This is a genomic window from Kineococcus halophytocola, from assembly GCF_041276425.1.
GTDB lineage: Bacteria > Actinomycetota > Actinomycetes > Actinomycetales > Kineococcaceae > Kineococcus > Kineococcus halophytocola.
In genome coordinates, this window is the sequence record NZ_JBGFTU010000014.1 from 68,659 (window position 1) to 90,783 (window position 22,125).

Annotated in this window: 22 protein-coding genes; 12 read left to right on the forward strand and 10 right to left on the reverse strand. The window is 75.3% G+C overall.

The features are described 5' to 3' along the window. Positions 1-20: 20 nt before the first annotated feature. From AB2L27_RS13225 to AB2L27_RS13250, 6 genes are read left to right on the forward strand one after another with little or no spacing between them, the layout of a single operon-like run. The gene (locus AB2L27_RS13225) at positions 21-863 is read left to right on the forward strand and encodes a fumarylacetoacetate hydrolase family protein (RefSeq protein ID WP_370441942.1); all 843 of its coding nucleotides are present in this window, start codon (positions 21-23) and stop codon (positions 861-863) included. Next, positions 863-2,209 carry an L-fuconate dehydratase gene (locus AB2L27_RS13230; protein ID WP_370441943.1) on the forward strand — a complete coding sequence of 449 codons (1,347 nt, stop codon included), beginning with the start codon at positions 863-865 and terminating at the stop codon, positions 2,207-2,209. Before AB2L27_RS13225 ends, AB2L27_RS13230 begins: the two co-directional genes overlap by 1 nt. Beyond that, positions 2,206-2,988, forward strand: a complete 783-nt coding sequence (locus tag AB2L27_RS13235; protein ID WP_370441944.1) for an SDR family NAD(P)-dependent oxidoreductase — start codon at positions 2,206-2,208, stop codon at positions 2,986-2,988. Before AB2L27_RS13230 ends, AB2L27_RS13235 begins: the two co-directional genes overlap by 4 nt. Further along, complete coding sequence (locus AB2L27_RS13240; protein ID WP_370441945.1) at positions 2,985-3,953, forward strand: aldo/keto reductase; 969 nt, start codon at positions 2,985-2,987, stop codon at positions 3,951-3,953. Before AB2L27_RS13235 ends, AB2L27_RS13240 begins: the two co-directional genes overlap by 4 nt. Continuing rightward, positions 3,950-4,747 (forward strand): amidohydrolase family protein, encoded by a 798-nt coding sequence (locus AB2L27_RS13245; RefSeq protein ID WP_370441946.1) that lies wholly within the window; start codon positions 3,950-3,952, stop codon positions 4,745-4,747. Before AB2L27_RS13240 ends, AB2L27_RS13245 begins: the two co-directional genes overlap by 4 nt. Positions 4,748-4,795: 48 nt before the next feature. After that, positions 4,796-6,139 (forward strand): alpha-L-fucosidase, encoded by a 1,344-nt coding sequence (locus tag AB2L27_RS13250; protein WP_370442001.1) that lies wholly within the window; start codon positions 4,796-4,798, stop codon positions 6,137-6,139. Between the two features lie 30 nt (positions 6,140-6,169). Here the strand turns inward: AB2L27_RS13250 and AB2L27_RS13255 are convergent, their stop codons facing one another. Genes AB2L27_RS13255 through pdxH form a run of 3 tightly spaced genes read right to left on the reverse strand, consistent with a single transcriptional unit; the run spans position 6,170 to position 7,938 of the window. Beyond that, positions 6,170-6,883 carry a FadR/GntR family transcriptional regulator gene (locus tag AB2L27_RS13255; protein ID WP_370441947.1) on the reverse strand — a complete coding sequence of 238 codons (714 nt, stop codon included), beginning with the start codon at positions 6,881-6,883 and terminating at the stop codon, positions 6,170-6,172. A 5-nt stretch (positions 6,884-6,888) separates the two neighbouring features. After that, positions 6,889-7,224: an L-rhamnose mutarotase gene (locus AB2L27_RS13260; RefSeq protein ID WP_370441948.1), complete on the reverse strand. Its 336-nt coding sequence runs from the start codon at positions 7,222-7,224 to the stop codon at positions 6,889-6,891. A 33-nt stretch (positions 7,225-7,257) separates the two neighbouring features. Next, positions 7,258-7,938, reverse strand: coding sequence for a pyridoxamine 5'-phosphate oxidase (pdxH, locus tag AB2L27_RS13265; RefSeq protein WP_370441949.1), 681 nt, complete (start codon positions 7,936-7,938; stop codon positions 7,258-7,260). A 122-nt stretch (positions 7,939-8,060) separates the two neighbouring features. Between pdxH and AB2L27_RS13270 the strand changes: the two genes are divergently transcribed. Both AB2L27_RS13270 and AB2L27_RS13275 read left to right on the forward strand, forming a co-directional pair. Then, a complete protein-coding gene (locus AB2L27_RS13270; protein WP_370441950.1) occupies positions 8,061-9,512 on the forward strand; it encodes a hypothetical protein in 1,452 nt (483 codons plus the stop codon). A 3-nt stretch (positions 9,513-9,515) separates the two neighbouring features. Then, positions 9,516-9,689, forward strand: coding sequence for a hypothetical protein (locus tag AB2L27_RS13275; protein ID WP_370441951.1), 174 nt, complete (start codon positions 9,516-9,518; stop codon positions 9,687-9,689). Positions 9,690-10,017: 328 nt separating this feature from the next. Here AB2L27_RS13275 and AB2L27_RS13280 read toward each other — a convergent pair whose 3' ends face one another. Then, positions 10,018-11,031, reverse strand: a complete 1,014-nt coding sequence (locus AB2L27_RS13280) for a YeiH family protein (protein WP_370441952.1) — start codon at positions 11,029-11,031, stop codon at positions 10,018-10,020. A gap of 149 nt (positions 11,032-11,180) precedes the next feature. On the opposite strand from AB2L27_RS13280, the gene AB2L27_RS13285 reads away from it, so the two are divergent. Then, positions 11,181-11,996, forward strand: coding sequence for a sugar phosphate isomerase/epimerase family protein (locus AB2L27_RS13285; RefSeq protein WP_370441953.1), 816 nt, complete (start codon positions 11,181-11,183; stop codon positions 11,994-11,996). A 112-nt stretch (positions 11,997-12,108) separates the two neighbouring features. Here AB2L27_RS13285 and AB2L27_RS13290 read toward each other — a convergent pair whose 3' ends face one another. Then, entirely contained in the window at positions 12,109-13,284 is a 1,176-nt protein-coding gene (locus AB2L27_RS13290; protein ID WP_370441954.1) for an MFS transporter, read from the reverse strand. Positions 13,285-13,345: 61 nt separating this feature from the next. Continuing rightward, on the reverse strand, positions 13,346-13,768 hold the full coding sequence (locus tag AB2L27_RS13295; protein WP_370441955.1) for a DUF1810 domain-containing protein: 423 nt from the start codon (positions 13,766-13,768) through the stop codon (positions 13,346-13,348). Positions 13,769-13,844: 76 nt separating this feature from the next. Between AB2L27_RS13295 and serC the strand changes: the two genes are divergently transcribed. Together serC and AB2L27_RS13305 are read left to right on the forward strand one after the other, a co-directional pair. Continuing rightward, positions 13,845-14,996 carry a phosphoserine transaminase gene (gene serC, locus AB2L27_RS13300; protein WP_370441956.1) on the forward strand — a complete coding sequence of 384 codons (1,152 nt, stop codon included), beginning with the start codon at positions 13,845-13,847 and terminating at the stop codon, positions 14,994-14,996. Positions 14,997-15,070: 74 nt separating this feature from the next. Further along, entirely contained in the window at positions 15,071-15,370 is a 300-nt protein-coding gene (locus AB2L27_RS13305; protein ID WP_370441957.1) for a DUF1540 domain-containing protein, read from the forward strand. Here AB2L27_RS13305 and AB2L27_RS13310 read toward each other — a convergent pair. From AB2L27_RS13310 to AB2L27_RS13320, 3 genes are read right to left on the reverse strand one after another with little or no spacing between them, the layout of a single operon-like run. Beyond that, entirely contained in the window at positions 15,355-16,566 is a 1,212-nt protein-coding gene (locus tag AB2L27_RS13310; RefSeq protein ID WP_370441958.1) for a class I SAM-dependent methyltransferase, read from the reverse strand. The two genes, AB2L27_RS13305 and AB2L27_RS13310, sit on opposite strands and share 16 nt — an antisense overlap. A 34-nt stretch (positions 16,567-16,600) precedes the next feature. After that, positions 16,601-17,935: an MFS transporter gene (locus AB2L27_RS13315; RefSeq protein WP_370441959.1), complete on the reverse strand. Its 1,335-nt coding sequence runs from the start codon at positions 17,933-17,935 to the stop codon at positions 16,601-16,603. Beyond that, a complete protein-coding gene (locus AB2L27_RS13320) occupies positions 17,932-18,426 on the reverse strand; it encodes a MarR family winged helix-turn-helix transcriptional regulator (RefSeq protein WP_370441960.1) in 495 nt (164 codons plus the stop codon). The genes AB2L27_RS13315 and AB2L27_RS13320 overlap by 4 nt, the downstream gene beginning before the upstream one ends. Before the next feature lie 158 nt (positions 18,427-18,584). Here AB2L27_RS13320 and AB2L27_RS13325 point away from each other — a divergent pair, with 158 nt between their 5' ends. Then, positions 18,585-20,825 carry a putative bifunctional diguanylate cyclase/phosphodiesterase gene (locus AB2L27_RS13325; RefSeq protein ID WP_370441961.1) on the forward strand — a complete coding sequence of 747 codons (2,241 nt, stop codon included), beginning with the start codon at positions 18,585-18,587 and terminating at the stop codon, positions 20,823-20,825. Positions 20,826-21,328: 503 nt separating this feature from the next. On the opposite strand, the gene AB2L27_RS13330 is transcribed toward AB2L27_RS13325, so the two are convergent. Continuing rightward, positions 21,329-22,096: an SDR family NAD(P)-dependent oxidoreductase gene (locus AB2L27_RS13330; RefSeq protein WP_370441962.1), complete on the reverse strand. Its 768-nt coding sequence runs from the start codon at positions 22,094-22,096 to the stop codon at positions 21,329-21,331. Positions 22,097-22,125: the final 29 nt, after the last annotated feature.

Sequence of the window (22,125 nt, forward strand, 5' to 3'; positions counted from 1 at the left end):
CCGACCCACCAGGAGAGATCGTGAAACTCATGCGCATCGGCCCCGCAGGCGCCGAGCGTCCCGTGGCGCTGCGCGAGGACGGCACCCACGCCGACCTGTCCGGTGTCCTGGACCCGACGACCGCCTGGGGGTTCGAGGACCTGGAGCGGGCCCGCACCGCCCTCGCCGGCGCACCGGCGGTGGACGTGGGGGACGAACGGGTCGGCAGCCCGCTGCCCCGCCCGGGCGCCGTGGTGTGCATCGGGCTGAACTACCGCGACCACGCGGCCGAGACGAACGCGCAGGTGCCCTCCGAACCGGTCCTGTTCCTCAAGCTGCCCTCGACCGTCGTCGGGCCCTTCGACGACGTCCTCGTCCCGCGCGGGTCGGGCAAGACCGACTACGAGGTCGAGCTGGGCGTCGTCCTGGGGCGGCGGGTGCGGTACCTGGAGTCCGCGCAGGAGGGGCTGGACGCCGTGGCCGGGTACGTCGTCTCCCACGACGTGTCCGAGCGCGAGTTCCAGATCGAGCGCGGCGGGACGTGGGACAAGGGCAAGAACTGCGAGACGTTCAACCCCCTGGGGCCCTGGTTCGTCACGGCCGAGGAGGTGCCCGACCCGACGTCGCTGACGCTGCGGTGCTGGGTCGACGGCGAGCTGCGTCAGGACGGCACGACCGCGGACATGGTGTTCGGCGTCGGTGAGCTCGTGCACTACCTGAGCCGCTTCATGGTCCTGGAGGCCGGGGACGTCATCAACACCGGAACCCCGGCGGGGGTCGCGCTGGGGCGGCCCGACCCCAAGCCCTACCTGCGGGCCGGGCAGGTCGTGGAGTGCGAGATCGAGGGGCTGGGGCGGATGCGCCAGCGGATGGGGCAGGCGTGATGAGCAGGTTCACCGGGTTCACCACCCACGACGTGCGGTTCCCCACCTCCCGCGACCTCGACGGGTCCGACGCCATGAACCCCGACCCCGACTACTCCGCGGCCTACCTCGTCATCGGCACCGACGCTCCCGACGGGCTGGAGGGGCACGGGTTCGCGTTCACCATCGGCCGCGGCAACGACGTGCAGGTGGCCGCCGTCGACGCCCTCGCCGGCCACCTCCTCGGCCGCGACGTCGAGACCGTCCTGGCCGACATGGGCGCCACCTCGCGGTCCTTCGTCGACGACTCCCAGCTGCGCTGGCTGGGGCCGGAGAAGGGCGTCATGCACATGGCCATCTCCACCGTCGTCAACGCCCTGTGGGACCTGAAGGCCAAGCGCGCCGGGCTGCCGCTGTGGGACCTGCTGTCCCGGATGAGCCCGGAGGACCTCGTCGACCTCGTGGACTTCCGCTACCTCACCGACGCCCTGACCCGCGAGGAGGCGCTGGAGATCCTGCGCCGGGCCGAACCGGGCCGGGCCGGGCGGCGGGAGGAACTGCTGGCGGAGGGTTTCCCCGCGTACACGACGACCCCGGGCTGGCTGGGGTACTCCGACGACAAGCTCGTCCGGCTGGCCCGCGAGGCCGTCGCTGACGGGTTCACCCAGATCAAGCTCAAGGTCGGCGCGGACGTGGCCGAGGACGAGCGGCGGCTGCGGCTGGCCCGCGAGGCCGTCGGCCCGGACGTCCGGATCGCGGTCGACGCCAACCAGCGCTGGGACGTCGGTGTCGCCATCGACTGGATCGCCCGGCTCGCCCCGTACGACCCGTGGTGGATCGAGGAACCCACCAGCCCCGACGACGTCCTGGGGCACGCGGCGATCCGGCGCGGGGTGAGCCCCGTGAAGGTCGCGACGGGTGAGCACGTGCAGAACCGCATCGTCTTCAAGCAGCTGCTCCAGGCGCAGGCCCTGGACGTCCTGCAGATCGACGCGGCCCGCGTCGGCGGTGTCAACGAGAACGTCGCGATCCTGCTGCTGGCCGCGAAGTTCGGGGTCCCCGTCTGCCCGCACGCCGGCGGGGTGGGGCTGTGCGAACTCGTGCAGCACCTGTCGATGTTCGACGTCGTCGCCGTGGCCGGCACGACGCAGGACCGGGTCATCGAGTTCGTCGACCACCTCCACGAGCACTTCCTCGACCCCGTCGTCGTCACCGGCGGCGCCTACCGGGCTCCGACGACCCCCGGGTTCAGCGCCGAGATCAGGCCGCAGACGTTGCGGCACTTCGCCTTCCCCGACGGGGCCGAGTGGCGCCCCGTCCCCACCGAGGACCCCGTCCACCTGCCCGCGCGGGAGGTCAGCGCATGAGCACCGGACCGCTGGCCGGGCTGGCCGTCCTGGTCACCGGGGGTGCCTCGGGCATCGGGGCCGCCACGGCGGACCGGTTCGCCGCCGAGGGCGCGCGCGTCGTCGTCCTGGACCGCGACACCGCTGCCGACCACCGCACCGTCCGGGCCGACCTGTCCGACGACGCCTCCGTCCGGGCGGCCGTCGAGACCGCGGTCGGGCACCTCGGGGCCCTGGACGTCCTCGTGAACAACGCGGGCGTGGGTGCCGTCGGGGACGTCGGCGCCAACGACGATGAGGAGTGGCACCGCGTCTACGACGTCAACGTGGTCGGTCTCGTCCGCACCACCCGGGCGGCCCTGCCCCACCTGCGGCGGGCCGCGGCCGAGCGGGGGAGCGCGGCGGTCGTCAACACGTGCTCCATCGCCGCCTGGACCGGGTTGCCGCAGCGGGCGCTGTACTCCGCGACCAAGGGCGCCGTGCAGGCCCTGACCCTGGCGATGGCCGCCGACCACCTCGCCGACGGGATCCGCGTCAACTGCGTGAACCCCGGCACGGCCGACACCCCCTGGGTGCAGCGCCTGCTCGACGCGAGCGCCGACCCGGCGGCCGAACGCGCCGCGCTGCAGGCCCGGCAGCCCACCGGCAGGCTCGTCAGCGCCGAGGAGGTGGCGCACGCGATCGTCCACCTGGCCGATCCGCGCTCCGGGGCCACCACGGGGACCGTCCTGGCCGTCGACGGCGGCATGCACGGGTTGCGGGTGCCGGCCCGGCCGCCGGGGGAGGGGACCTCGTCGTGATCGACCTGCCCGCCTGGGGTCTGGGGGCCGCCGCCCTGGGCAACCTCTTCAGCTCCGTCCCCGACGAGACGGCCCGCGCGACCGTCGACGCCTGCTGGGAGGCGGGTGTCCGCTACGTCGACACGGCTCCCCACTACGGCGTGGGCCTGAGCGAGGAACGGGTCGGAGCCGCCCTGCGCGAACGGCCGCGCGGGGAGTTCGTCCTGCAGACCAAGGTCGGCCGGCTCCTCGTCCCCGGGCCGGGCACGGGCCGGGACACCGAGGGTTTCGACGTCCCGGACCGCCGCGTGCGGGTGTGGGACTTCTCCGCCACGGGGGTGCGCCGGTCGGTGGAGGAGAGCCTGCAGCGGCTGGGACTGGACCGGGTCGACGTCGCCCTCGTCCACGACCCCGACGACCACCTCGACGACGCGCGGGCCGGGGCCTTCCCGGAACTGCTGCGGATGCGCGAGGAGGGTCTCGTGCGGGCCGTCGGGGCGGGGATGAACGAGACGGCCCCCCTGATCGGGTTCGTCGAGGAGTTCGACCTCGACGTCGTCCTCGTCGCCGGCCGCTACCACCTGCTCGACGCCTCCGCGGCCGACGGGTTGTTCCCGGCGGCGCAGCGGGCCGGCACGGCCGTCGTCCTCGGCGGGGTGTTCGCCTCGGGGTTGCTGGCCCACGCCGAGCCGCCGGCGGACGCGACGTACCGGTACGCGCAGACGCCGCCGGACCTCCTGGACCGGGCCCGGCGCACCGCGGCCCTCGCCCGCGAGCACGGCACGACGCTGCCCGCCCTGGCCGTCCACGCCGCGCGGGCGCACCCGGCCGTCGCCTCGGTGCTGCTGGGGATGCGGTCCCCGCAGGAGGTGCGGCACAACGCGGCCCTGCTCGCGCAGGAGGTGCCGGGGACGGTCTGGGCGGCGCTGCGGAGCGCGGACCTGCTGCCCGCGGGTCTCCTCGCGCCGGGGGAGGGGCCGTCGTGATCGTCGACGCCCACCACCACCTGTGGGACCCGGCGACCCGCGAGCACCCGTGGATGCCGCCGGAACTGGCACGACCCTTCACGACCGGGGACCTGCGGCGGCAGACGGCGGCGGCCGGGGTGGACCGCACGGTGCTCGTCCAGACCGTCTCCTCGGCCGCGGAGACCGCGGAGTTCTGCGCCACGGCGGCGGCCTCCGACGGGCTGATCGCCGGGGTCGTGGGGTGGGTGGACCACACCCGCGACGTCCCCTCCCAGCTCGACGGGCTGGCGCACGCGCAGTTCCTGCGGGGCGTGCGGCACCAGGTCGAGGACGAACCCGACCCGGACTGGCTGCGCCGGCCCGAGGTGGTCGCCGCGGTCCGCTCCGCGCGCGGTCTCGTCGTGGACCTGCTCGTGCGCCCCGACCAGCTGCCCGCGGCGGCGGACCTCCTCGACGCCGTCCCGGACGGTGAGTTCGTGCTGGACCACGGCGCCAAACCCCCGCTCGGCACCGAGGGGTACGCGGCGTGGCGCACCGGTACCGCCGAGCTGGCCCGGCGGGAGAACGTCGTCTGCAAGCTGTCCGGGTTGTTCACCCTCGACCACCCCGAACTCCTCGAACCGGCCGTGGACCACCTGTTCTCGGTGTTCGGGCCGGACCGCCTCGTGTTCGGGACGGACTGGCCCGTCAGCACGCTCGCGCTCGACTACCAGGCCGTGGTGGCGCGCACGAGGTCCCTGCTCGACCCCTTCTCGGCGGACGAACGCACCGCCGTCCTGGCCGGCAACGCCGTGCGCACGTACCGGCTCTGACCCCGCCGCACCCGCGAGTCCCAGACCCCAGGAGGAACCACCGTGGCCATGTTCACCGACACCCCCCAGCGGCCCGAGCTGTACCGGGCGTTCGAGCGCGAGGTGCCGCAGTGGTACCGGGACGCCAAGTTCGGCATCTTCATCCACTGGGGCGCCTACTCCGTGCCCGCCTGGGCCGAACCCACCGGTGAACTCGGCACCGTCGAGCGACGGGAGTGGATGAAGCACAACCCCTACGCCGAGTGGTACTACAACACCATCCGCATCGACGGCAGCCCCGCCCAGGAGCACCACCGCACCGTCCACGACGGAGCGCCCTACGACGAGTTCCTGGACCGTTGGACGGCGGCCGCGTTCGACCCCGACGACCTGGTCGACCTGTTCCGGCGGGCCGGTGCGGGGTACGTCGTCCCCACCACCAAGCACCACGACGGCATCGCCCTGTGGGACGCACCCGGCACGGGGGAGCGCAACACCGTCCACCGCGGGCCGAAGCGGGACCTGGTGGCCGACCTGGCCGCCGCCACCCGCCGGGCCGGGTTGCGCTTCGGCACCTACTACTCCGGTGGGCTGGACTGGCACGTCGCCGACTCCGGCCCCCACACCGGCGACCCCCTGGAGGAGAACCGCCCCGTCGACGCGGCGTACAACGAGTACGCCTTCGCCCACGTCGTCGACCTCGTCGACCGGTACCGCCCCGACGTGCTGTGGGGTGACATCGAGTGGCCCGACGCCGGCAAACCGGACGGGCCGAGGTCGTTCGCGCGCATCCTGGAGCGCTACTACGCGGCCGTCCCCGACGGGGTCGTCAACGACCGGTGGGGCCTGACCCACTGGGACTTCCGCACCAGCGAGTACCAGGCCGGCAAGGAGTCCGAGGGGTCCGGGATGTGGGAGAACTGCCGGGGGGTGGGCCTGTCCTTCGGCTACAACCAGGTCGAGGACGCCACCCAGTACCTCGACGGCCCCGGGGCCGTCCGGCACCTGCTCGACGTCGTGTCCCGGGGCGGGAACTTCCTGCTCAACGTGGGCCCCGACGAGGCCGGGCGCATCCCCGAGCTGCAGCGGCGTTGCCTGGAGGGTGTGGCCGACTGGATGGCCGTGAACTCCTCCGCCGTGCACGGGACGACTCCGGTCGAGGGCGCGGTCCCCTCCGACGCGCCCTGGGTGCGGTTCACCCGGACCGGGAACGTCGTGCACGCCGTCGTCGACGTAGCGGGGGAGGTGGCGCTGGACCTGCCGGGTGCCGATCCCGGCTCCGCGCGGCTGCTCGACGGGACACCGGTGCCCGCCCGTGCGCAGGACGGGCGCGTCGTCGTCGACGTCCCGGCCCCCACCGTGCCCGGCCCCACGGTGGTCGACCTCGACGTGACCCGGCGGGGTCAGGGGTGACCCGTCCGGTCGGCGCGGACGACCGCCCGGTCACGTCCCGGGAGCAGACGCTCCCGACCCGGCGCGACGGGCCGCGCTGACCGAGCGCAGCCACTGCTCCACGCCCGCGACGTGGACCTGCGCCCAGGCGTGGGCCACGTCGTGCTGGCGGGCGGCCATGGCCTGCTGGATGGCGCGGTGCTCGGCCAGGGTCCGCGTCGTCGCGGCCTCCTGGGTCAGCCCGCGCCACACGCGCGCCCGGTGCAGCGGGCCGGAGAAGCTCTCGATGAGCGAGGCCAGGACGGAGTTGCCCGCCCCCAGCGCGATCCGGCGGTGGAACTCCTGGTCGTTCGCGACGAGGTCCTCGACGCTGGGGTCCGGGCCCAGCTCGTCGAGCAGGTCGGCCAGGCCCGCGATCTCCGCCTCGCCCATCCGCAACGTCGCCATCGACGTCGCCGGGGGTTCCAGCAGCCGCCGGACCTCCAGGAACTCCAGCAGGGAGTCGTCGCGCTGGACGTCGACGACGAACGTCATCGCGTCGAGCATCACGCCCGGTTCCAGGCTGGAGACGTAGGTCCCGTCGCCCTGGCGCACGTCCAGGACGTTGATGAGGGCCAGGGCGCGCACGGCCTCGCGCAGGGAGTTGCGCGACAACCCCAGCGCGGCGGACAGCTCCGCCTCGCGGGGCAGGCGGTCACCGGGGCGCAGTTCCCCGCCCAGGATCATCCCCTTGATGCGCTCGATCGCGTCGTCGGTGACCGCCACGGTGCTCAGTCCCCCTGCGCGGCAGCGCGTTGACGCCGGAAGCTCCAGACGGCGGGCAGACCGTCGTCGTCGCCGGAGTAGTCGTCCGGGGTCGACTGCAGCGGGGTCACGCGGGCCTGCCAGGCGATGTTCGCGGGGTGGTCGCGCAGGTGCTCGCGCATCGCCCGGTAGTCCTCGACGTCGAGCCAGTGGAACACGTCCCGCCCGTCGCGCCAGATCCGCCAGTCCCGCACCCCGGCGTCAGCGAGGGCCTGGAGCAGGTCGGCCGGGACCTGCGCGTGCAGCGCGTCGTAGGCCTCGCAGGCGTCGGCGTGCAACCGGGTGTGCAGGGTCCGTTCCATGTCCCGACGGTACCCGCCTCGGCCCCGCGGGGTTCAGGGTTGACGGCGTCCGACCGACCAGTTCCCCGCGACGTCGAGGTCGGTGCCGGCCCCCGACGCGGTGAACACCAGCCGGTCGTGCAACCGCGAGGTCCGGCCCTGCCAGAACTCGACCTCGTGGGCCCGCACGAGCAGCCCTCCCCAGTGCGGCGGGGTCGGCACGTCGGCGGGGGACCCTGTGTCCGGCCAGCGCTCGCGCAACCCCGCGGCCCGCTCGTCGAGCGTCGAGGCCGACTCGACCGGGGCGGACTGCTCGCTGGCCCAGGCCCCGATCCGCGAACCGTAGGGGCGGGAGGTGAAGTACGCCTCGGTCTCCTCGCGCGGCACCTGCTCGGCCCGCCCGCGCACGCACACCTGGCGCTGCATCCCGAACCAGCCGAAGACGAGGGAGACCCGCGGGTCGTGCGCGACGCCGCGGGCCTTGCGCGAGCGCAGGTTCGTGTAGAGGACGAAACCCCGCGCGTCGACCCCCTTGAGCAGCACGGTGCGCGCCGAGACGCCGTCCTCCTCGACCGTGGACAGCGTCATGGCGTTGGGTTCGGGAACCGTGGCCGTGCCCGCGTCCACGGCCTCGGAGTACCACCGCTGGAACTGCGCCAGGGGGGTCGGCGCGAGGTCCGCCTCCACCAGGTGCCGCTGGCCGTAGTCCACCCGTCGTCCCGCCGGATCCTCCACGGCCCCAGCCTAACGGTCCGGCTGGCGGTCCCCGGGGTGGAACCACCCGCCGAGGTGGGCCGCCGCCGGGGTGGGTCGGGGCGGGCACGCGGGTCCGCGCCCGGGAGGGCACACTGCGGCCCGTGCCGAGCGCCGCGTCCGACCTGGGCCTGACCCTGACCACCGCGGTCCGCCCGCCCGTCGAGGACCCCACCCTGGGCATCGACGTCCCGGCCGCGCCGGACCGGTCGCGGGCGCACCGGCTGGTCGCGGTGGGGGACTCCCTGACCCAGGGGTTCAAGCACTACGCGGTGCACGACCGGGCCCTGTCCTGGCCCGCGCTCGTGGCCGACCTGCTCGGGGTCCCCTTCGCCCGCCCGCACGACCGCGGCCCCGGGGGGTACCCGCTGAACCTGGAGTTCGCGGCCCGGCGCACCCTCACCCGCCCGCTGCTGCCGGGGCTGGTCGCGGGGGTGCGGTACGCGCTGCAGGTGCAGCGGGCCTACGAACGCCCGCCGGGTCCGCGGGGAGGCCTGCGCCACGAGGCCCTGGCGACGTGGGGCTGGGACCTGCGCGACCACCTCGCGCGCACCGCGGACACCGAACGCGCCCGGCTGCGGTCCGGCCCGCTGACCCGCCTGGACCCCCGGGTCCAGGCGCCGAACGCGCGGTCCGCGGTCGAGGTGCTCGACGGGTCCCGCACCCCGGGCGGGACGGCGCTGACCTCGCTGCGGGCGGCGCGCGCCCTCGCCGGCGGCGTCGAGAACCTGTGCGTGTGGCTGGGGTCGAACAACGTCCTGCGCAGCGTCGTGCAGTTGCAGGTGGTGCCCAGCGGGCCCCGGCTGCGCGACCTGGACGCCAAGGACGCCTACACGGTGTGGACCGTCCCGGACTTCACGGCCGAGCTCGCCGAGGTGGCCGGCGAGGTCGCGGCCGTCGGCGCCGACCGCGTCCTGTGGGGGACCGTCCCGCACGTGACGATCCCCCCGATCGCCCGCGGCCTGGGCGGCGCGCTGCCCGGGTGCGGCCGGTACTTCCGCTGGTACGCCCGCCCGTGGGCCGAGGAGGGGACGTTCGACCCCGGCCGCGACCGCCACCTCACGGGCCTGGACGTCTGGGCGGTGGACCAGGCCGTCGACGGGTACAACCGGGCCCTGCTCGATGTGGTGACCGCCGCCCGGGAGCGGGGGCGGGACTGGCGGGTCGTGGACCTGGGGGCGATGCTCGACCGCCTCGCCGTGCGCCGCAACGAGGAACTCGGTGCCCGGCCCCCGGAGTTCGCGCCCTACCCGCTGCCGGCCGCGCTGGGCGACCTGGACACCCGTTTCCCGCTCACCGACGACACCGGCCGGTTGCTGGCGGGCGGCCTGATCGGCCTGGACGGCCTGCACCCCACGACCTGCGGGTACGGCCTGGTCGCCCAGGAGTTCGCCACGGTCCTCGCCGGCGCCGGGGTCGAGTTCCCCCGCGGCGCGCAGGTGGACTTCGCCGCGCTGCGCCGCCGCGACACCTTCGTGTCCGACCCGCCGGCCGGGGTCGCGACCGCGCTGCGCCGGATCGGCCGCCTGGACCGGTGGACCCGCCCGCTGCGCTGACCCGTGCCGACCCGCCTCTCGACCCGCGTGGACTCGCGGGCCGCGGCGGGGCACGTCGTCCTCCTGCTGTGCACCGGGCGGGACGCCCTCGGCGACCGCGACCGGGTGCGGGAGGCCGAGATCGTCGGTGAGCTGCTGCGGTGCCGCGTGGACGGGGTCGTCGGGGTCGGCGGCTGAGCGCCGCCCGGTCCGGCGCCCGGTCCGTCGCGCGAGGTGCACCCACGGGGACACCCACGGCTGCACCCACGGCTGCACCGACGTGGAGCGAGCCGTGGGTGTCCCGGTCGCGTCGCCCCGGTGACCTCGGCCGGACACCCACGGGTGTTCTCACGGCCGGGACTCGCGGGTGCACCCGTGGGGGCCGCTGTGGGACCGGCGGGGCGGTCGTGGGGGCACCGTGCACGCCGGTCCCACCCCCGGTCCCATCCCCACCGGCCGTGGGTGCAGCCGTGGGTGCAGCCGTGGGTGCAGCCGGGGGCCGGTGCGGGTGGGGGTGCGGGGACGCTCAGCCCCCCACGTGCAGCAGGTGCACCCCGGCCAGGGACACCCCCGCCACCAGCACCCAGGAGCTCAGGCCCAGGACCAGGGACCGGCCGCCCGTGCGCAGCAGGTGCGGCACGTCGATGCCGGTCCCGAGCGCGAACAGCGCGGCCACGAGCAGGACCGACTGCACGTGCTGCACCCCGTCGAGGGCGGCGGTGGGCACGAGACCGGTGGCGCGGACGAGGACGGCGACGACGAACGCGGCGACGAAGAACGGCAGCACGGGCGGGCGTGCGGTGGACCCGGTCGCCGGGGCGGCCCGGCGGCGGTGCAGCACGACCAGGGCCACGAGCGGGGCCAGCAGCAGGACGCGGGACAGCTTGACCACGACGGCCGTCTCCAGGGCCCCCGGGACCCGGTCGCCGGTCGCGACCACCTGCCCGACGTCGTGGACGCTCGCCCCGGCCCAGACGCCGAAGGCGTGCACGTCCAGCCCCAGCGGGACGCGCAGCAGGGGCAGCAGCACGATGGCGAGCGAGCCGCACAGGGTGACCAGGGCGATGGAGGTGGCGACGTCCTCGTCGTCGGCGTCGGTCGCCGGTCGCACGGCGGCGATGGCCGAGGCCCCGCAGATGGAGAACCCGGTCGCCACGAGCAGCGACCGCGCCCGCCCCAGGCCCAGGGCCCGGCCCAGGAGCTGGGTGCCGCCGAACGTCACCGCGACGACGCCGACGACGAGCACGACCCCGCCCCAGCCGAGGTCGCGGACCTGCGACAGCGGCAGTTGCAGACCCAGCAGGACCACGGCGATGCGCAGCAGGCGCTTGGACGCGAACCCGGTCGCCGGTTTCCACGAGGCCCGGAACGCCCCGGTGGAGCGGACGAGCGCGCCCAGCGCCACGGCCACGGTCGAAGCAGTCAGGACGTGGGTCAGCCGCTCCAGGCCCAGGGCCAGCACGGTCGCGAGGGCGACGACGAGCAGGCCGGGGACGAGCGCGGTGAGGGCCGGGGCGGGGCGGGGGAGCACGCGGGGCACGGTCTCAGCGTGCGCCCCGCCGCCGGCGCGCGGGTCGGGGGGCCCGGTGGGGGACCGGGACCGCACCGGGGCAGGGGCGGCGTTGACCGGGACGGGCGGGTGTGCCAAGGTGCGGGAAAGCGCATTCCAGCGATGACGACGGAGTGGACATGGACACCGCGCGGCTGAGCCTGAACCAGATCACCCTGAACTCCCTCGACCTGCCCGCAGCGGTCGCCGCCTGCGAACGGCACGAGATCGGCTCGATCGCCGTGTGGCGGGACAGGATCGCCGCGGTCGGCCTCGAGCGCGCCGTGGACCTCGTGCGCTCGGCCGGGCTCCACGTGAGCTCCGTCTGCCGCGGGGGCATGTTCACCGACCCCGCCGCCGACCCCGCCGCCGTCCTGGACGACAACCGCCGCGCCGTCGAGGAGGCCGCGGCCCTGGAGGCGGACGCGCTCGTCCTCGTCTGCGGGCCCCTGCTGGACCGGGACCTGCCCGGGGCCCGCGCCCGGGTGCGCGACGGCATCGCCGCCCTCCTCCCGCACGCCCGTGCCGCCGGCGTGCGGCTGGCGGTGGAACCGTTGCACCCCATGATGATCGGCGTCCGGTCGGTGATCAGCACGCTCGGTCAGGCCCTCGACCTGTCCGACGAGCTCGGGGGGGACCCCGGGGAGGACGTGGGCGTGATCGTCGACGCCTACCACGTGTGGTGGGACCCGGAGCTGGCCGCGCAGATCGCCCGCGCCGGGACCCGCGTCGCCGGGTACCACGTCTCGGACTGGCTGCCGCAGACCTCCGACCTGCTGCTGGACCGCGGGATGATGGGCGACGGCCTGATCGACCTGCCCCACCTGTCCGGCCTGGTCGCCGACGCCGGTTTCACCGGCCCGGTCGAGGTGGAGATCCTGTCCCAGCGCTGGTGGGCCGAGGACCCCGACGACGTCGCGCGCCTGGTGCGCAAGCGGTTCGAGGAGTGCGTCTGACCCCACCCCGTCCGTCCCGGCCGCGGCCGTCGAGCCCCCCGCAGCCCCCGCGCCCCACGGGCCCGCGCCGCGGGGGCCGGTCGGCCACGCTCACCCGGCGCTCACCCCGCGCTCACCCGACCGGCGGGCCGGGGGCGGCCCGGGACCTGCGCGGCACCAGCAGCGCGGCACCGCCCAGCAGCGAGACGCCCGCCGTCCCGAGCAGCAGCGGCCCGAGCCCGAGGGTGGGGATCAGCGCCCCGGCCAGGGCCGGGGCCGCGACCGAGGTCAGGGCGCCGACGACCAGGCAGACGGTGAACGCCGCCCCCGCCCGCGCGGGCACCACCTCGGCGGTCCACACCGCGAGCACCGCCGAGCCGGTCATGTACCCCACCCCGAACGTGCCGGCCGAGACGACCGTCGCCGTCAGCGAGGTCCCGGCCAGGGCGAGCAGCGTCAGCGCGAGGCCGACCGTCACCAGGGACAGGGCCGCGACCCGTGCGCTGCCCAGCCGCCGCGCGAACGTCCCGGTGGCCAGGGCGACCACCCCGCTCAGCCCCACCGCGGCGTAGAGCGCCGGGACGGCGGCGGGGACGTCCCCACCGGCCAGGAGGTCCGCGGCGTAGGTGAAGTAGACGACGACGACGGCGAAGTAGACCAGGGAGTAGGCCAGCGGGACCCGCAACCGCCCGACCAGCCCGGTCGTGGCCCCCGGTCCGGCGGTCCGCCGCGGGGAGCGGGCCGGCGGCGCGAGCGGCGGCACGAGGAGCAGGTTCACGACCGCCGCGCCCACCGCGGCCACCGCGACCCCGGCCCAGACCAGCCGCCAGGACCCCGACAGCGCCAGGACCGCCAGGGCGCCCAGCAGGACCAGCCCGCCGCTGGTGCCGGTGGTGACCAGGGCCAGCGCCCGGGACCGCCGGGGCACGGGCACCGTGCGCGTCACGATGTCGGAGTAGGGCGCCCAGGCCCACCCGCCCGCACTGCCGGCCAGCACGGCTCCGGCGGCGAGCCACCCGGGGGAGGGAGCGGCCGCGACGACGACCGCCCCCAGCGCCCCGCACCCCCCGCCCACGCTGGTGCAGGCCCGCGGCCCCCGCCGGGCGGCCAGGGGCCCGGCCAGCAGCAGGCCGGCGAGGTACCCGGCGAACGTGGCGCTGGCGACCAGGCCGAGCACCACCTCGGACAGGCCCAGGTCCTGCCGGACGGCGGGCAGGGTGAGCCCGTAGGCGTAGCGGGCCATCCCGAAGGCGACCCCGACCACCGCCGCGCCCGCCAGGCCGACCCGGCCGGCGGCGCTGAGCGTCACCGGAGCCCTCCGTGCGCCGGCCCACCGGGGATGAGCCCGCCGGGGATGAGCCCGCCGGGGATCAGGTGGACCGCCCGGGCCGCAGCAGGTCCGTCGTCGCGGGATCGGCCGCGCCGTCGAAGAACTCCTCCAGCACCCGCCGGGCGAGCCCGTTCCCCGCCGCGGCGAACAGCGTCGCCGAACTGCGCAGCTTGAGCGCGTCCACCCCGCCGAACACCGCGGCGGCCTCCCGCGAGGGCTGGCCCAGCAACGCCTCGCAGTTCTCCCGCCAGCGCTCGCCGAGGGCGGGGTGGTCGAGGTAGGCGCGGGCCTCGTCGAGGCCGGCCAGGGCGTAGGCGACCGAGGTGGGGGAGCTGCCGAGCAGGAGCTGGGGGAACTCCCACCACATCCAGTGCGACGTCTTGCGGCCCGCCCGCAGCTCGGCCAGGGCGCGCCCGTGCGTCCCGTCGGAGGCGGTCACGAAGCGTTCGAGGTCAGCGCTCACCGCGTCATCCTCCTCGCGCGGACGTGCCGGGGCCAGAGGGACGGGAGGGTCGCTGCGGTGCGGCAGGATGCCACCCGTGACTGCTGACGCCACCGGTCTGCGCATCCCGGCCGACCTGCTGCCCGCCGACGGCCGGTTCGGGTCCGGGCCCTCCAAGGTCCGTCCCGAGCAGCTCGCCGCGCTCACGGCCGCCGGGCGCACGGTGCTGGGGACCTCCCACCGGCAGGCGCCCGTGAAGTCCCTCGTCGGGCGCGTCCGGGCCGGGATCGCGGACCTGTTCTCCCTGCCGCCGGGGTACGAGGTCGTCCTCGGCAACGGCGGCAGCACCGCGTTCTGGGACGTGGCGACGCTCGGCCTGGTCCGCGAGCGCGCCCAGCACCTGGTCCTGGGGGAGTTCTCGGCCAAGTTCGCCGCCGCCACGACCGCCGCGCCCTTCCTCGCCGATCCCGTCGTGGTGCGGGGCGAACCCGGGACGCTGCCCCGCCTCGGCGACGTCGCGGACGGGGTCGACGTCGTGGCCTGGCCGCACAACGAGACCTCCACCGGGGTGATGGCCCCCGTCGAACGGCCCGCCGGCCCGGCGCCGGAGCGGGGCGGGCCGCTGGTCGTCGTGGACGCGACGTCGGGGGCCGGGGGCCTGCCGGTCGACCTCGCCCAGACCGACGCCTACTACTTCGCCCCGCAGAAGGCGTTCGCCTCCGACGGGGGCCTGTGGATCGCGGTGCTGTCGCCGGCCGCCCTGGAGCGCGTCCACGAGATCGGCGCGAGCGGCCGCTGGACGCCCGCCTCGCTGGACCTGTCGATCGCGGTGGAGAACTCGCGCAAGGACCAGACGTACAACACCCCGGCCGTGGCGACGCTGGTGCTGCTCGCCGAGCAGGTCGAGTGGATGCTCGCCCGGGGCGGACTGGACTGGGCCACCGCGCGGACGGCCGAGAGTTCCGCGCACGTCTACGACTGGGCGCAGCGGCGGGAGTGGGCCAGCCCCTTCGTCGCCGAACCCGCGGCGCGCTCGCAGGTCGTCGCCACGATCGACCTCGACCCCTCGATCGACGCCGGTGCGGTGCAGGACGTGTTGCGGGACAACGGGATCCTCGACGTCTTCCCGTACCGCAGCCTGGGCCGGAACCAGGTGCGGATCGGGCTGTTCCCGGCCGTGGACCCCGCGGACGTGCGGGCGCTGACGGCGTGCGTGGACCACGTGGTGGAACGACTGAGGAAAGCCTGACCTGCATTCTCGGTGGTGTTCAGGAAAGGCGTTCCTGGCTAGCGGTGACGCATTTCCCTGGCTAGTTTCGATCCATGGCGACCGTGAACCTGGACCTGACCCCGATCCACCAGTGCTCCGCCGAGGGCTGCACCTTCAACGCCTCGACGTCGTGCCACGCCCCGGCGATCACCGTGGGCGACCACGGCGCGAACCACTGCGCCACCTTCCTGGGCATCCCGACCAAGCACTCCCCGACGCGGGACGGGCACGTGGGCGCGTGTCAGCTCGCCGACTGCTCGCACAACTCCGACCTCACGTGCACCGCCGCGAGCGTCGAGGTGGGGGCGTCGGCCTCCGGCGGGACGGAGTGCCTGACCTACAGCGCTGCCTGAGCCCCGGCCGCGGTCCGCACCGCGGCGAGTTCGGGTTCCAGCATCCGGGCCAGGGCCGGTGAGACGCCCCACGTCCGCGTGAGCTCGTCGAACTCGGCCAGCAGGTCGGCCCGGGCGGCGGCGCGGGGAGCCGAGCCGTTCCGGACGGCGCGGATCAGCGCGTTGCGCGGGGTGTGCGCGGAGTCGATGAACTCCACGACCTCGACGCGGTACCCGAGCAGTTGCAGCACGAGCGAGCGCAGGGTGTCGGTGAGGACGTCGGCGAACCGTTCGCGCAGGATCGCGTGCCGCACCAGCGGGGTGCGGTTGCCGTGCAACTGCCGCTGCACGTCGCGGTGGCAGCACGGGGCGGCCAGGACCAGCGGCGCCCCCCAGCGGACCGCCCGCGCGAGGGCCTCGTCGGTCGCGGTGTCGCACGCGTGCAGCGCCATCACCACGTCCGGCGCGTCCGGGCCCCCGTAGGGTTCCGCGCCCGCGATCGAGCCGACGGCGAACTCCAGCCCGGGCAGCCCCGCCTCCGCCGCCGCGCGACGGCCGGTCGCCACGACGTCCTCGCGCACGTCGACGCCGACGGTGGTCAGGACCTTGCCCTCGGCCGCCGCCGCGTCCCCGAGCCAGCGGTGCGCCGCGAACGTGAGGTAGGCGTTGCCGCAGCCGAGGTCCACGGCCCGCACCCGCTCACCGGGCCGGGACAGCACGGCCGGGGCCAGCGGGGCGAGCTGGCGGACGAACGCCTCCACCTGCCGCCGCTTGTCGCCGCCGGCCCCCAGGACGCGGAACAACGGGTCGTCGGGGTCGACGAGCCGGTTCTTCGCCTTGTCGTGCCCGGCCGGACCCGCCTGGTGCCGGGCGGCGGCGCGGTGGACCTGCGCCTCGCCCTTCTTGGTCACGCGGACCTGCACGACCTCGGTCGCCGTCTCGACGTGCAGGTTGCCGTAGGGCTCGGCCAGCAGGTCGTCGACCGCTTCGCCGGCCGCGTCCACCGGCACGTTGCGGGTGGAGACGACGGGGCCGGTGCGGGCGGTGAACTGCAGGTGCGGACCGGCCTTGAGCAGCACCGGGCGCACCTCGACCCGTTCGGCGGCCGGTGGTTCGGTGCCCTTGCGCCGCCCGGCCGCGACGGCCCGGGCCAGGTGCGGAGCGTCCAGCAGCAGGGTCCGGACGTCGGCCAGGGCGGAGGTCAGGTCGGTGGGCACGCCTCCCATTGTCCGCCCGCCCGACGGCCGCGGACTACGCCGCGGCCGTGTTCCGCTCGCCGTCCCGCTCGTCGTCCCGCTCGTCGTCCCGTCCGCCGTCCCGTCCGCCGTCGCGCAGCGGGACCAGCCGCACGTGCGGGGACCCCTTCCAGGAGTACCGCACCCGCACCCGGGCCCGGCGCAGCAGGAACACCCCGGCGCCGACGGCCACCACGACCGAGGGGATCGAGCCGACGAGGATCGACCACTCGGGGCCGAACCGGGTGCCCATCCACCCCACGAAGGGCCCACCGACGACGGTGCCGCCCTGCATGAGCGACATGTAGATCGCCATGACCCTCCCGCGCATGGCGGGTTCGGTGCCCAGCTGGACGGTCGCGTTGGCAGCCGTCAGCAGCGTCAGGGAGGCCAGCCCCATGAACGGCAGGACGAGCAGGTACAGCGCGTACGACGGCATGAGGGCCGCGAGCGAGGCCAGGACCCCGAAGGCGAGGGCGGCGCCGATCACCAGGCGGTGCCGGGGGCGTTCGCGGCGGGCGGCGACCAGAGCCCCGGCGAGGGAACCGACCGCGAGCACCGTGCCCGCCAGCCCGTACCCGGCCGAGTCCGTCCCGAACTTCACGCTCGTCATGAGCGCGCTGGTGAGCTGGAAGTTCAGCCCGAACGTCCCGACGACGCCGACGAGGGCGAACATCGCCAGCAGGTCCGGCCGGGCACGCACGTAGGCCAGGCCCTCGCGCATGCCCCCGGTGCCCCGGGCCGGTCTGGCCCGCGGCGCGGGCTCGGCGGGCCGCATGAGGTGGAGCATGAGGAGGGGGGCCAGGAACGAGGCCGCGTTCAGCACGAACACCGGCCCGGTGCCGATCCAGGCGATGAGGACCCCCGCCAGGGCGGGGCCGATGAGCCGGGCGGAGTTGAACGAGGCCGAGTTCAGGCCGATGGCGTTGGGCAGGTCCTCACGGGGGACGAGCTGCCCCACGAAGGTCTGGCGGACCGGGCCGTCGATCGCCGAGGCGCACCCCAGCAGGACGGCGAGCACGTAGACGTGCCACAGCTGCGCGGCCCCGCTCATCACCAGGACGCCCAGGACGAGCCCGAGGAACCCCATGACGGCCTGGGTCACCATGAGCGTGCGGCGCTGGTCGAAGCGGTCGGCGATGGTCCCGGCCAGGGGGGCGAGCAGGAGGATCGGCCCGAACTGCAGGCCGGTCGTGATGCCGCCGGCGGTGCCGGAGCCGTGGGTCAGGACCTGGATGACGAGCCAGTCCTGGGCCACGCGCTGCATCCACGTGCCGACGTTGGACACCAGGGAGCCGCTGATCCAGAGCCGGTAGTCGCGGTGCCGCAGGGAGCGGAAGGTCTGGTTCACTCGCTGACCACCCGCGTCAGGAGGGCGGCGGCCTCGGCCAGGGTGGCCCGTTCGGCGGGGCTGAGGTCCTCCAGGCGCCGGCTCAGCCACTCCGCCCGGCGGGCCCGGGTCTGCAGGACGACCTGCCGGCCGGCGTCGGTGACGGCCACGAGCACCTGCCGGCCGTCGTCGGGGTGGTCGGTGCGCGAGACGAGCCCGGCCTCGACGAGGGAGGTGATGGTCCGCGTCATCGAGGGGGGCCGGACGTGCTCGGCCTCGGCGAGCTCACCGGGCGTGCGGGGCCCGCCGTTGACGAGGTGGGCCAGGACGGAGAACTGCCCGTCGGTGAGGTCGTCGAGGCTCTTCTGGGCCCGCAGCCGCCGGGCGGTGCGCAGCAGCGAGATGCGCAGGTCGACGGCGAGGCGGTCCAGCGCGACGTCCTCGGGGGCCGGGCGGGAGGGGGTGTGCACGGTGCCCGCACCCGGGGACTCGGGGGAGGTGGGTGGTGGCATGGGGACACCATAGTCCTTGCCTTTGCTAATTACCACCGCGAAAGACCGGGCGCGACTCCCGAACAGGTTCCCCCGTGGTGCACTCGGCGTTAGTATCAGTCACGTTGCGTAATAATCCTGCGGACTCCGGGTCCGCGTGGTGGAGGGTGGGCCGGGACGTGAGCGGATCGTCGGCGACGTCGGCCACCCTGCGGGCGCGACGGGCCCTGCAGCGGGCGGCCGCGGCCGTCGCCCGGGACACCCCGGGGGACACCGGGTTCGGCGGCGACCAGCACGACCGCATCGACCTGTCGGGACCCGCACCCGCCTCGCCCGACCTCGCCGGCGTGCTCCTGCGCGCCCAGCGCCGCTTCACCGACTGCACCGACGTCGCGGCCCTGGCCGGGGAGCTCGTCGAGGAGGTGTGCGCGGCCGGGTACGCGCGGGTCCTCCTCCTGGAGACCGTGGCCCGCTCCCGGCACCGCGAGCTGGAGGTGCTCGCCGCCGGTGGTGACCTCATGCTCGTCCCGGGCCAGCGGATCACGGGCGCCGACCTGACGCGGATGTCGCCCGTGGCCGTCGTCGAACTCGTCCCCGGCCACCCCCGCGCCCCGCGCCTGGCGGCCTGGGGGCCCGGTGGGGCCGCGGCCGCCGGCGCCACCCGGCTGGAACTGCTCGCCGGGTCCGCCGGGGCGGCCTGGCGCGCCCTGGTCGCCACCGCCGACGCGGCCCGGGCCGACCGCGAGGCGGCCGGGGCACGGCTGGTGCTGTCCGGGGCGCTGCGCCTGGCGGGCCTGGGGTCCTGGTCCTGGGACCCCGCCAGCGGGGTCGTGACCCTCGACGACCGGTTGCGGGAGGTGCTGGGCCTGTCCGCCACCGACCCCGACCCCGACCTGGAGACCTGGCGCGCGCGCATCCACCCCGACGACCGCGGACCGTTCACCGGGGTCGAGGACCCCGCCGCCCACGCCGGGACCTCCGCCCCCTACCCGTTCCGCGTGACCTCCCCCGACGGGCGCGAGCACACCTTCCTCGGGATGAGCGTGCCGCTGGCGACGAGGAGCTCCAGCGTCGTGCAGGGCCTCGTCCTCGACGTCTCGGCCGAGGAGAAGTCGACCGGCGAACTCGTCCGCCTGGCCCAGTGCGACTCCCTCACCGGGCTGGCCAACCGGTCCGTGCTCGACGTCCGCCTCGCCGAGGCCCTGGAACGCGCCACCGCGCAGGACGCCGTCGCGCTCGTGCTGCTCGACCTGGACCGGTTCAAGCTCGTCAACGACACCCTCGGGCACCAGATCGGCGACGCGCTGCTGCGCCAGGTCGCCGTCCGGCTGCAGGACGCCGCCCCGCCCGGGGCCGTCCTGGCCCGCCTCGGCGGGGACGAGTTCGTCGTCATGGTGCCCGGGGTCGGCCGCGTCGAGGCCGCCTCCCTCATGGCCCGCGACGTCCTGCGCCGGCTGCGCGCCCCGATGCTGCTGCCCGGCCTGCCCGAACCCTTCGTCTGCACCTCCAGCGCCGGCATCGCCCTCGGCCACGACGGCACCGCCGACGACCTGTTCCGCAGCGCCGACATGGCCCTGTACCGGGCCAAGGACGGTGGCCGGGACCGCGTCGCCGTCTACGACTCGGCCATGCGCGAGGAGGCCCAGGCCCGGCACGTCGCCGAGCACCGCGTCCGGCGGGCGCTGCGCACCGACGGGTTGCGCGTCGTGTGGCAGCCCATCGTGGACCTGCGCACGTCCGAGCTCGTGGCCGCCGAGGCCCTCGTCCGGCTCGAGGACCCCGTCGAGGGGATCCTGGAACCCAAGCACTTCGTCGACACCGCCGAGGACACCGGGCTCATCGTCGACGTCGACACCTGGGTCCTGCAGGAGGTCCTGCGGCAACTGCGGGAGTGGCGCCGCGACGGCGTCGGCCTGCAGGTGTCCTTCAACGTCTCGGGCAAGACGCTGGAGCACCCCGCGTTCGCGCACCGCCTCGCCCACAGCGTGGAGTCGACCGGCGCCTCGGGCAGTTCGCTGCTGGCCGAGGTCACCGAACGCACCCTCATCGACCTGTCGACCTCCACGCGCGCCAGCCTGGGGGAACTGCGCAGCATCGGCGCCCGCGTCGGTCTCGACGACTTCGGGACGGGGTACTCCTCGTTGTCCTACCTCGACCGGTTCCCCCTGAGCTTCCTCAAGATCGACATGAGCTTCGTCCGCCCGCTGGGTTCCTCCGACCGCGCCGAGGCCGTCGTCCGGGCCCTCATCAGCCTCGCCCACGCCCACGGCATGGTCGTCACCGCCGAGGGCGTGGAGACCGAGCTGCAGGCGAGGATGCTGCGGGACATGGGGTGCGACCGGGCCCAGGGGTGGTTGTTCGGCCGCCCGGTGGAGGCCGGCCGGCTGCCCACCGGACCGGTCACCGCCTCACGTCCCTAGCGCGCGGCCCACCCGGGAGATCTCTACGCGCCGATCTTCGAGAAGCTGCCCGGGTGCAGGACGTGCTGCAGTGCAGCCGGTCGCGCGGCCAGCGGCGGCTCCGGCGTGCCCGCGTGGCGCAGTTCCCCGCACGGATCCGTCCTCGACGGCCTCGGACAGCGCGCCGTCGTCGCTCCCGACGCCCGTGAGTTCCGCACCGGCGAGCGCGAACGACTGCAGCGCGGTGAGGTAGCTGGGCTCCTCCGCCGCGACGACCGAGCCGGGGGAGGGCAGGGCCGTCGTGAGGATAGTCGGCGCCCGCTGGAACCCGTCGTGACGTGCAGGTCGTCCGGGGCGGTCGGTAGGCCGCGCCGCGTCAGTTGGTCCGCCACCGGGTCCTGCAGCCGCGGGTCGCCCTCGGTCGCGGACGGGGGAGGGACGGACCTACGGACAGGCGGGGGACGGTGGGACGCGACCGGGGTGCGGAACGCTGCCCGCGATCCTGCGCCCGCCCGGGGCGGGGTTCAGACGCGGTGCACGTGCGCGGCGTCGGCCTGGGCGAGGGGCCGGAGCACGACCTTGTCGAGGTCGACGTGCGGTGGGCGCGTCACCGCGAACGCGATGACGTCCGCGACGTCCTCCGCGCTCAGCGGGGTCAGCCCGTCGTAGACCTCGTCCGCCGCCTCCTGCGAGCCGAGCCGGACGAGGGAGAACTCCGTCTCCACCAGGCCCGGGGCGATCTCGGTGACGCGGACGGGTTCGCCGAGCAGTTCCTGACGCAGCGTGCGGACGAGGGCGTTCACGCCGTGCTTGACGGCCGTGTACCCGCCGCCGCCGGGATACACCTCGAACCCGGCGATGGAGCCGAGGACGACGACGTGCGCGTTGCCCCCGCGGCGCATCCCCGGCAGCAGGGCCTGGTGCACCCGCAGGACGCCGACGACGTTCGTGTCGTACATCGTCTTCCAGCCCTCGGGGTCACCGTTCTCGACGGGATCGGTGCCCAGCGCGCCGCCCGCGGAGTGCACGACGACGTCGACGTCCCCGACCTGCGCCGCCATCGCGGCCACCGACTCCGGGTCCGTCACGTCGAGCGCGACGGCCGTGCCGCCCACCTCCTGCGCCAGCGCCTGCAACCGGTCCACCCGCCGCGCCGCCGCGATCGTCGAGAACCCGGCGGCGGCCAGGGCCCGCACCGTGGCGGCCCCGATGCCGCTGCTCGCCCCGGTGACCAGGGCCGTGCGGCCGGGGGCGTTCTCGGTGTGCGGCGGGAAGGGCTGGGAGGAGGCCATGTCGTCATCCCACCAGACCGGGTCGGGGG

Excerpts from the sequence above, each read along its gene's own strand:
- AB2L27_RS13230 (WP_370441943.1), top strand. The coding sequence starts at position 863 with ATGAGCAGGTTCACCGGGTTCACCACCCACGACGTGCGGTTCCCCACC.
- AB2L27_RS13235 (WP_370441944.1), top strand. The coding sequence starts at position 2,206 with ATGAGCACCGGACCGCTGGCCGGGCTGGCCGTCCTGGTCACCGGGGGT.
- AB2L27_RS13250 (WP_370442001.1), top strand. The coding sequence starts at position 4,796 with ATGTTCACCGACACCCCCCAGCGGCCCGAGCTGTACCGGGCGTTCGAG.
- AB2L27_RS13260 (WP_370441948.1), bottom strand. The coding sequence starts at position 7,224 with ATGGAACGGACCCTGCACACCCGGTTGCACGCCGACGCCTGCGAGGCC.
- AB2L27_RS13285 (WP_370441953.1), top strand. The coding sequence starts at position 11,181 with ATGGACACCGCGCGGCTGAGCCTGAACCAGATCACCCTGAACTCCCTC.
- AB2L27_RS13305 (WP_370441957.1), top strand. The coding sequence starts at position 15,071 with ATGGCGACCGTGAACCTGGACCTGACCCCGATCCACCAGTGCTCCGCC.
- AB2L27_RS13320 (WP_370441960.1), bottom strand. The coding sequence starts at position 18,426 with ATGCCACCACCCACCTCCCCCGAGTCCCCGGGTGCGGGCACCGTGCAC.
- AB2L27_RS13330 (WP_370441962.1), bottom strand. The coding sequence starts at position 22,096 with ATGGCCTCCTCCCAGCCCTTCCCGCCGCACACCGAGAACGCCCCCGGC.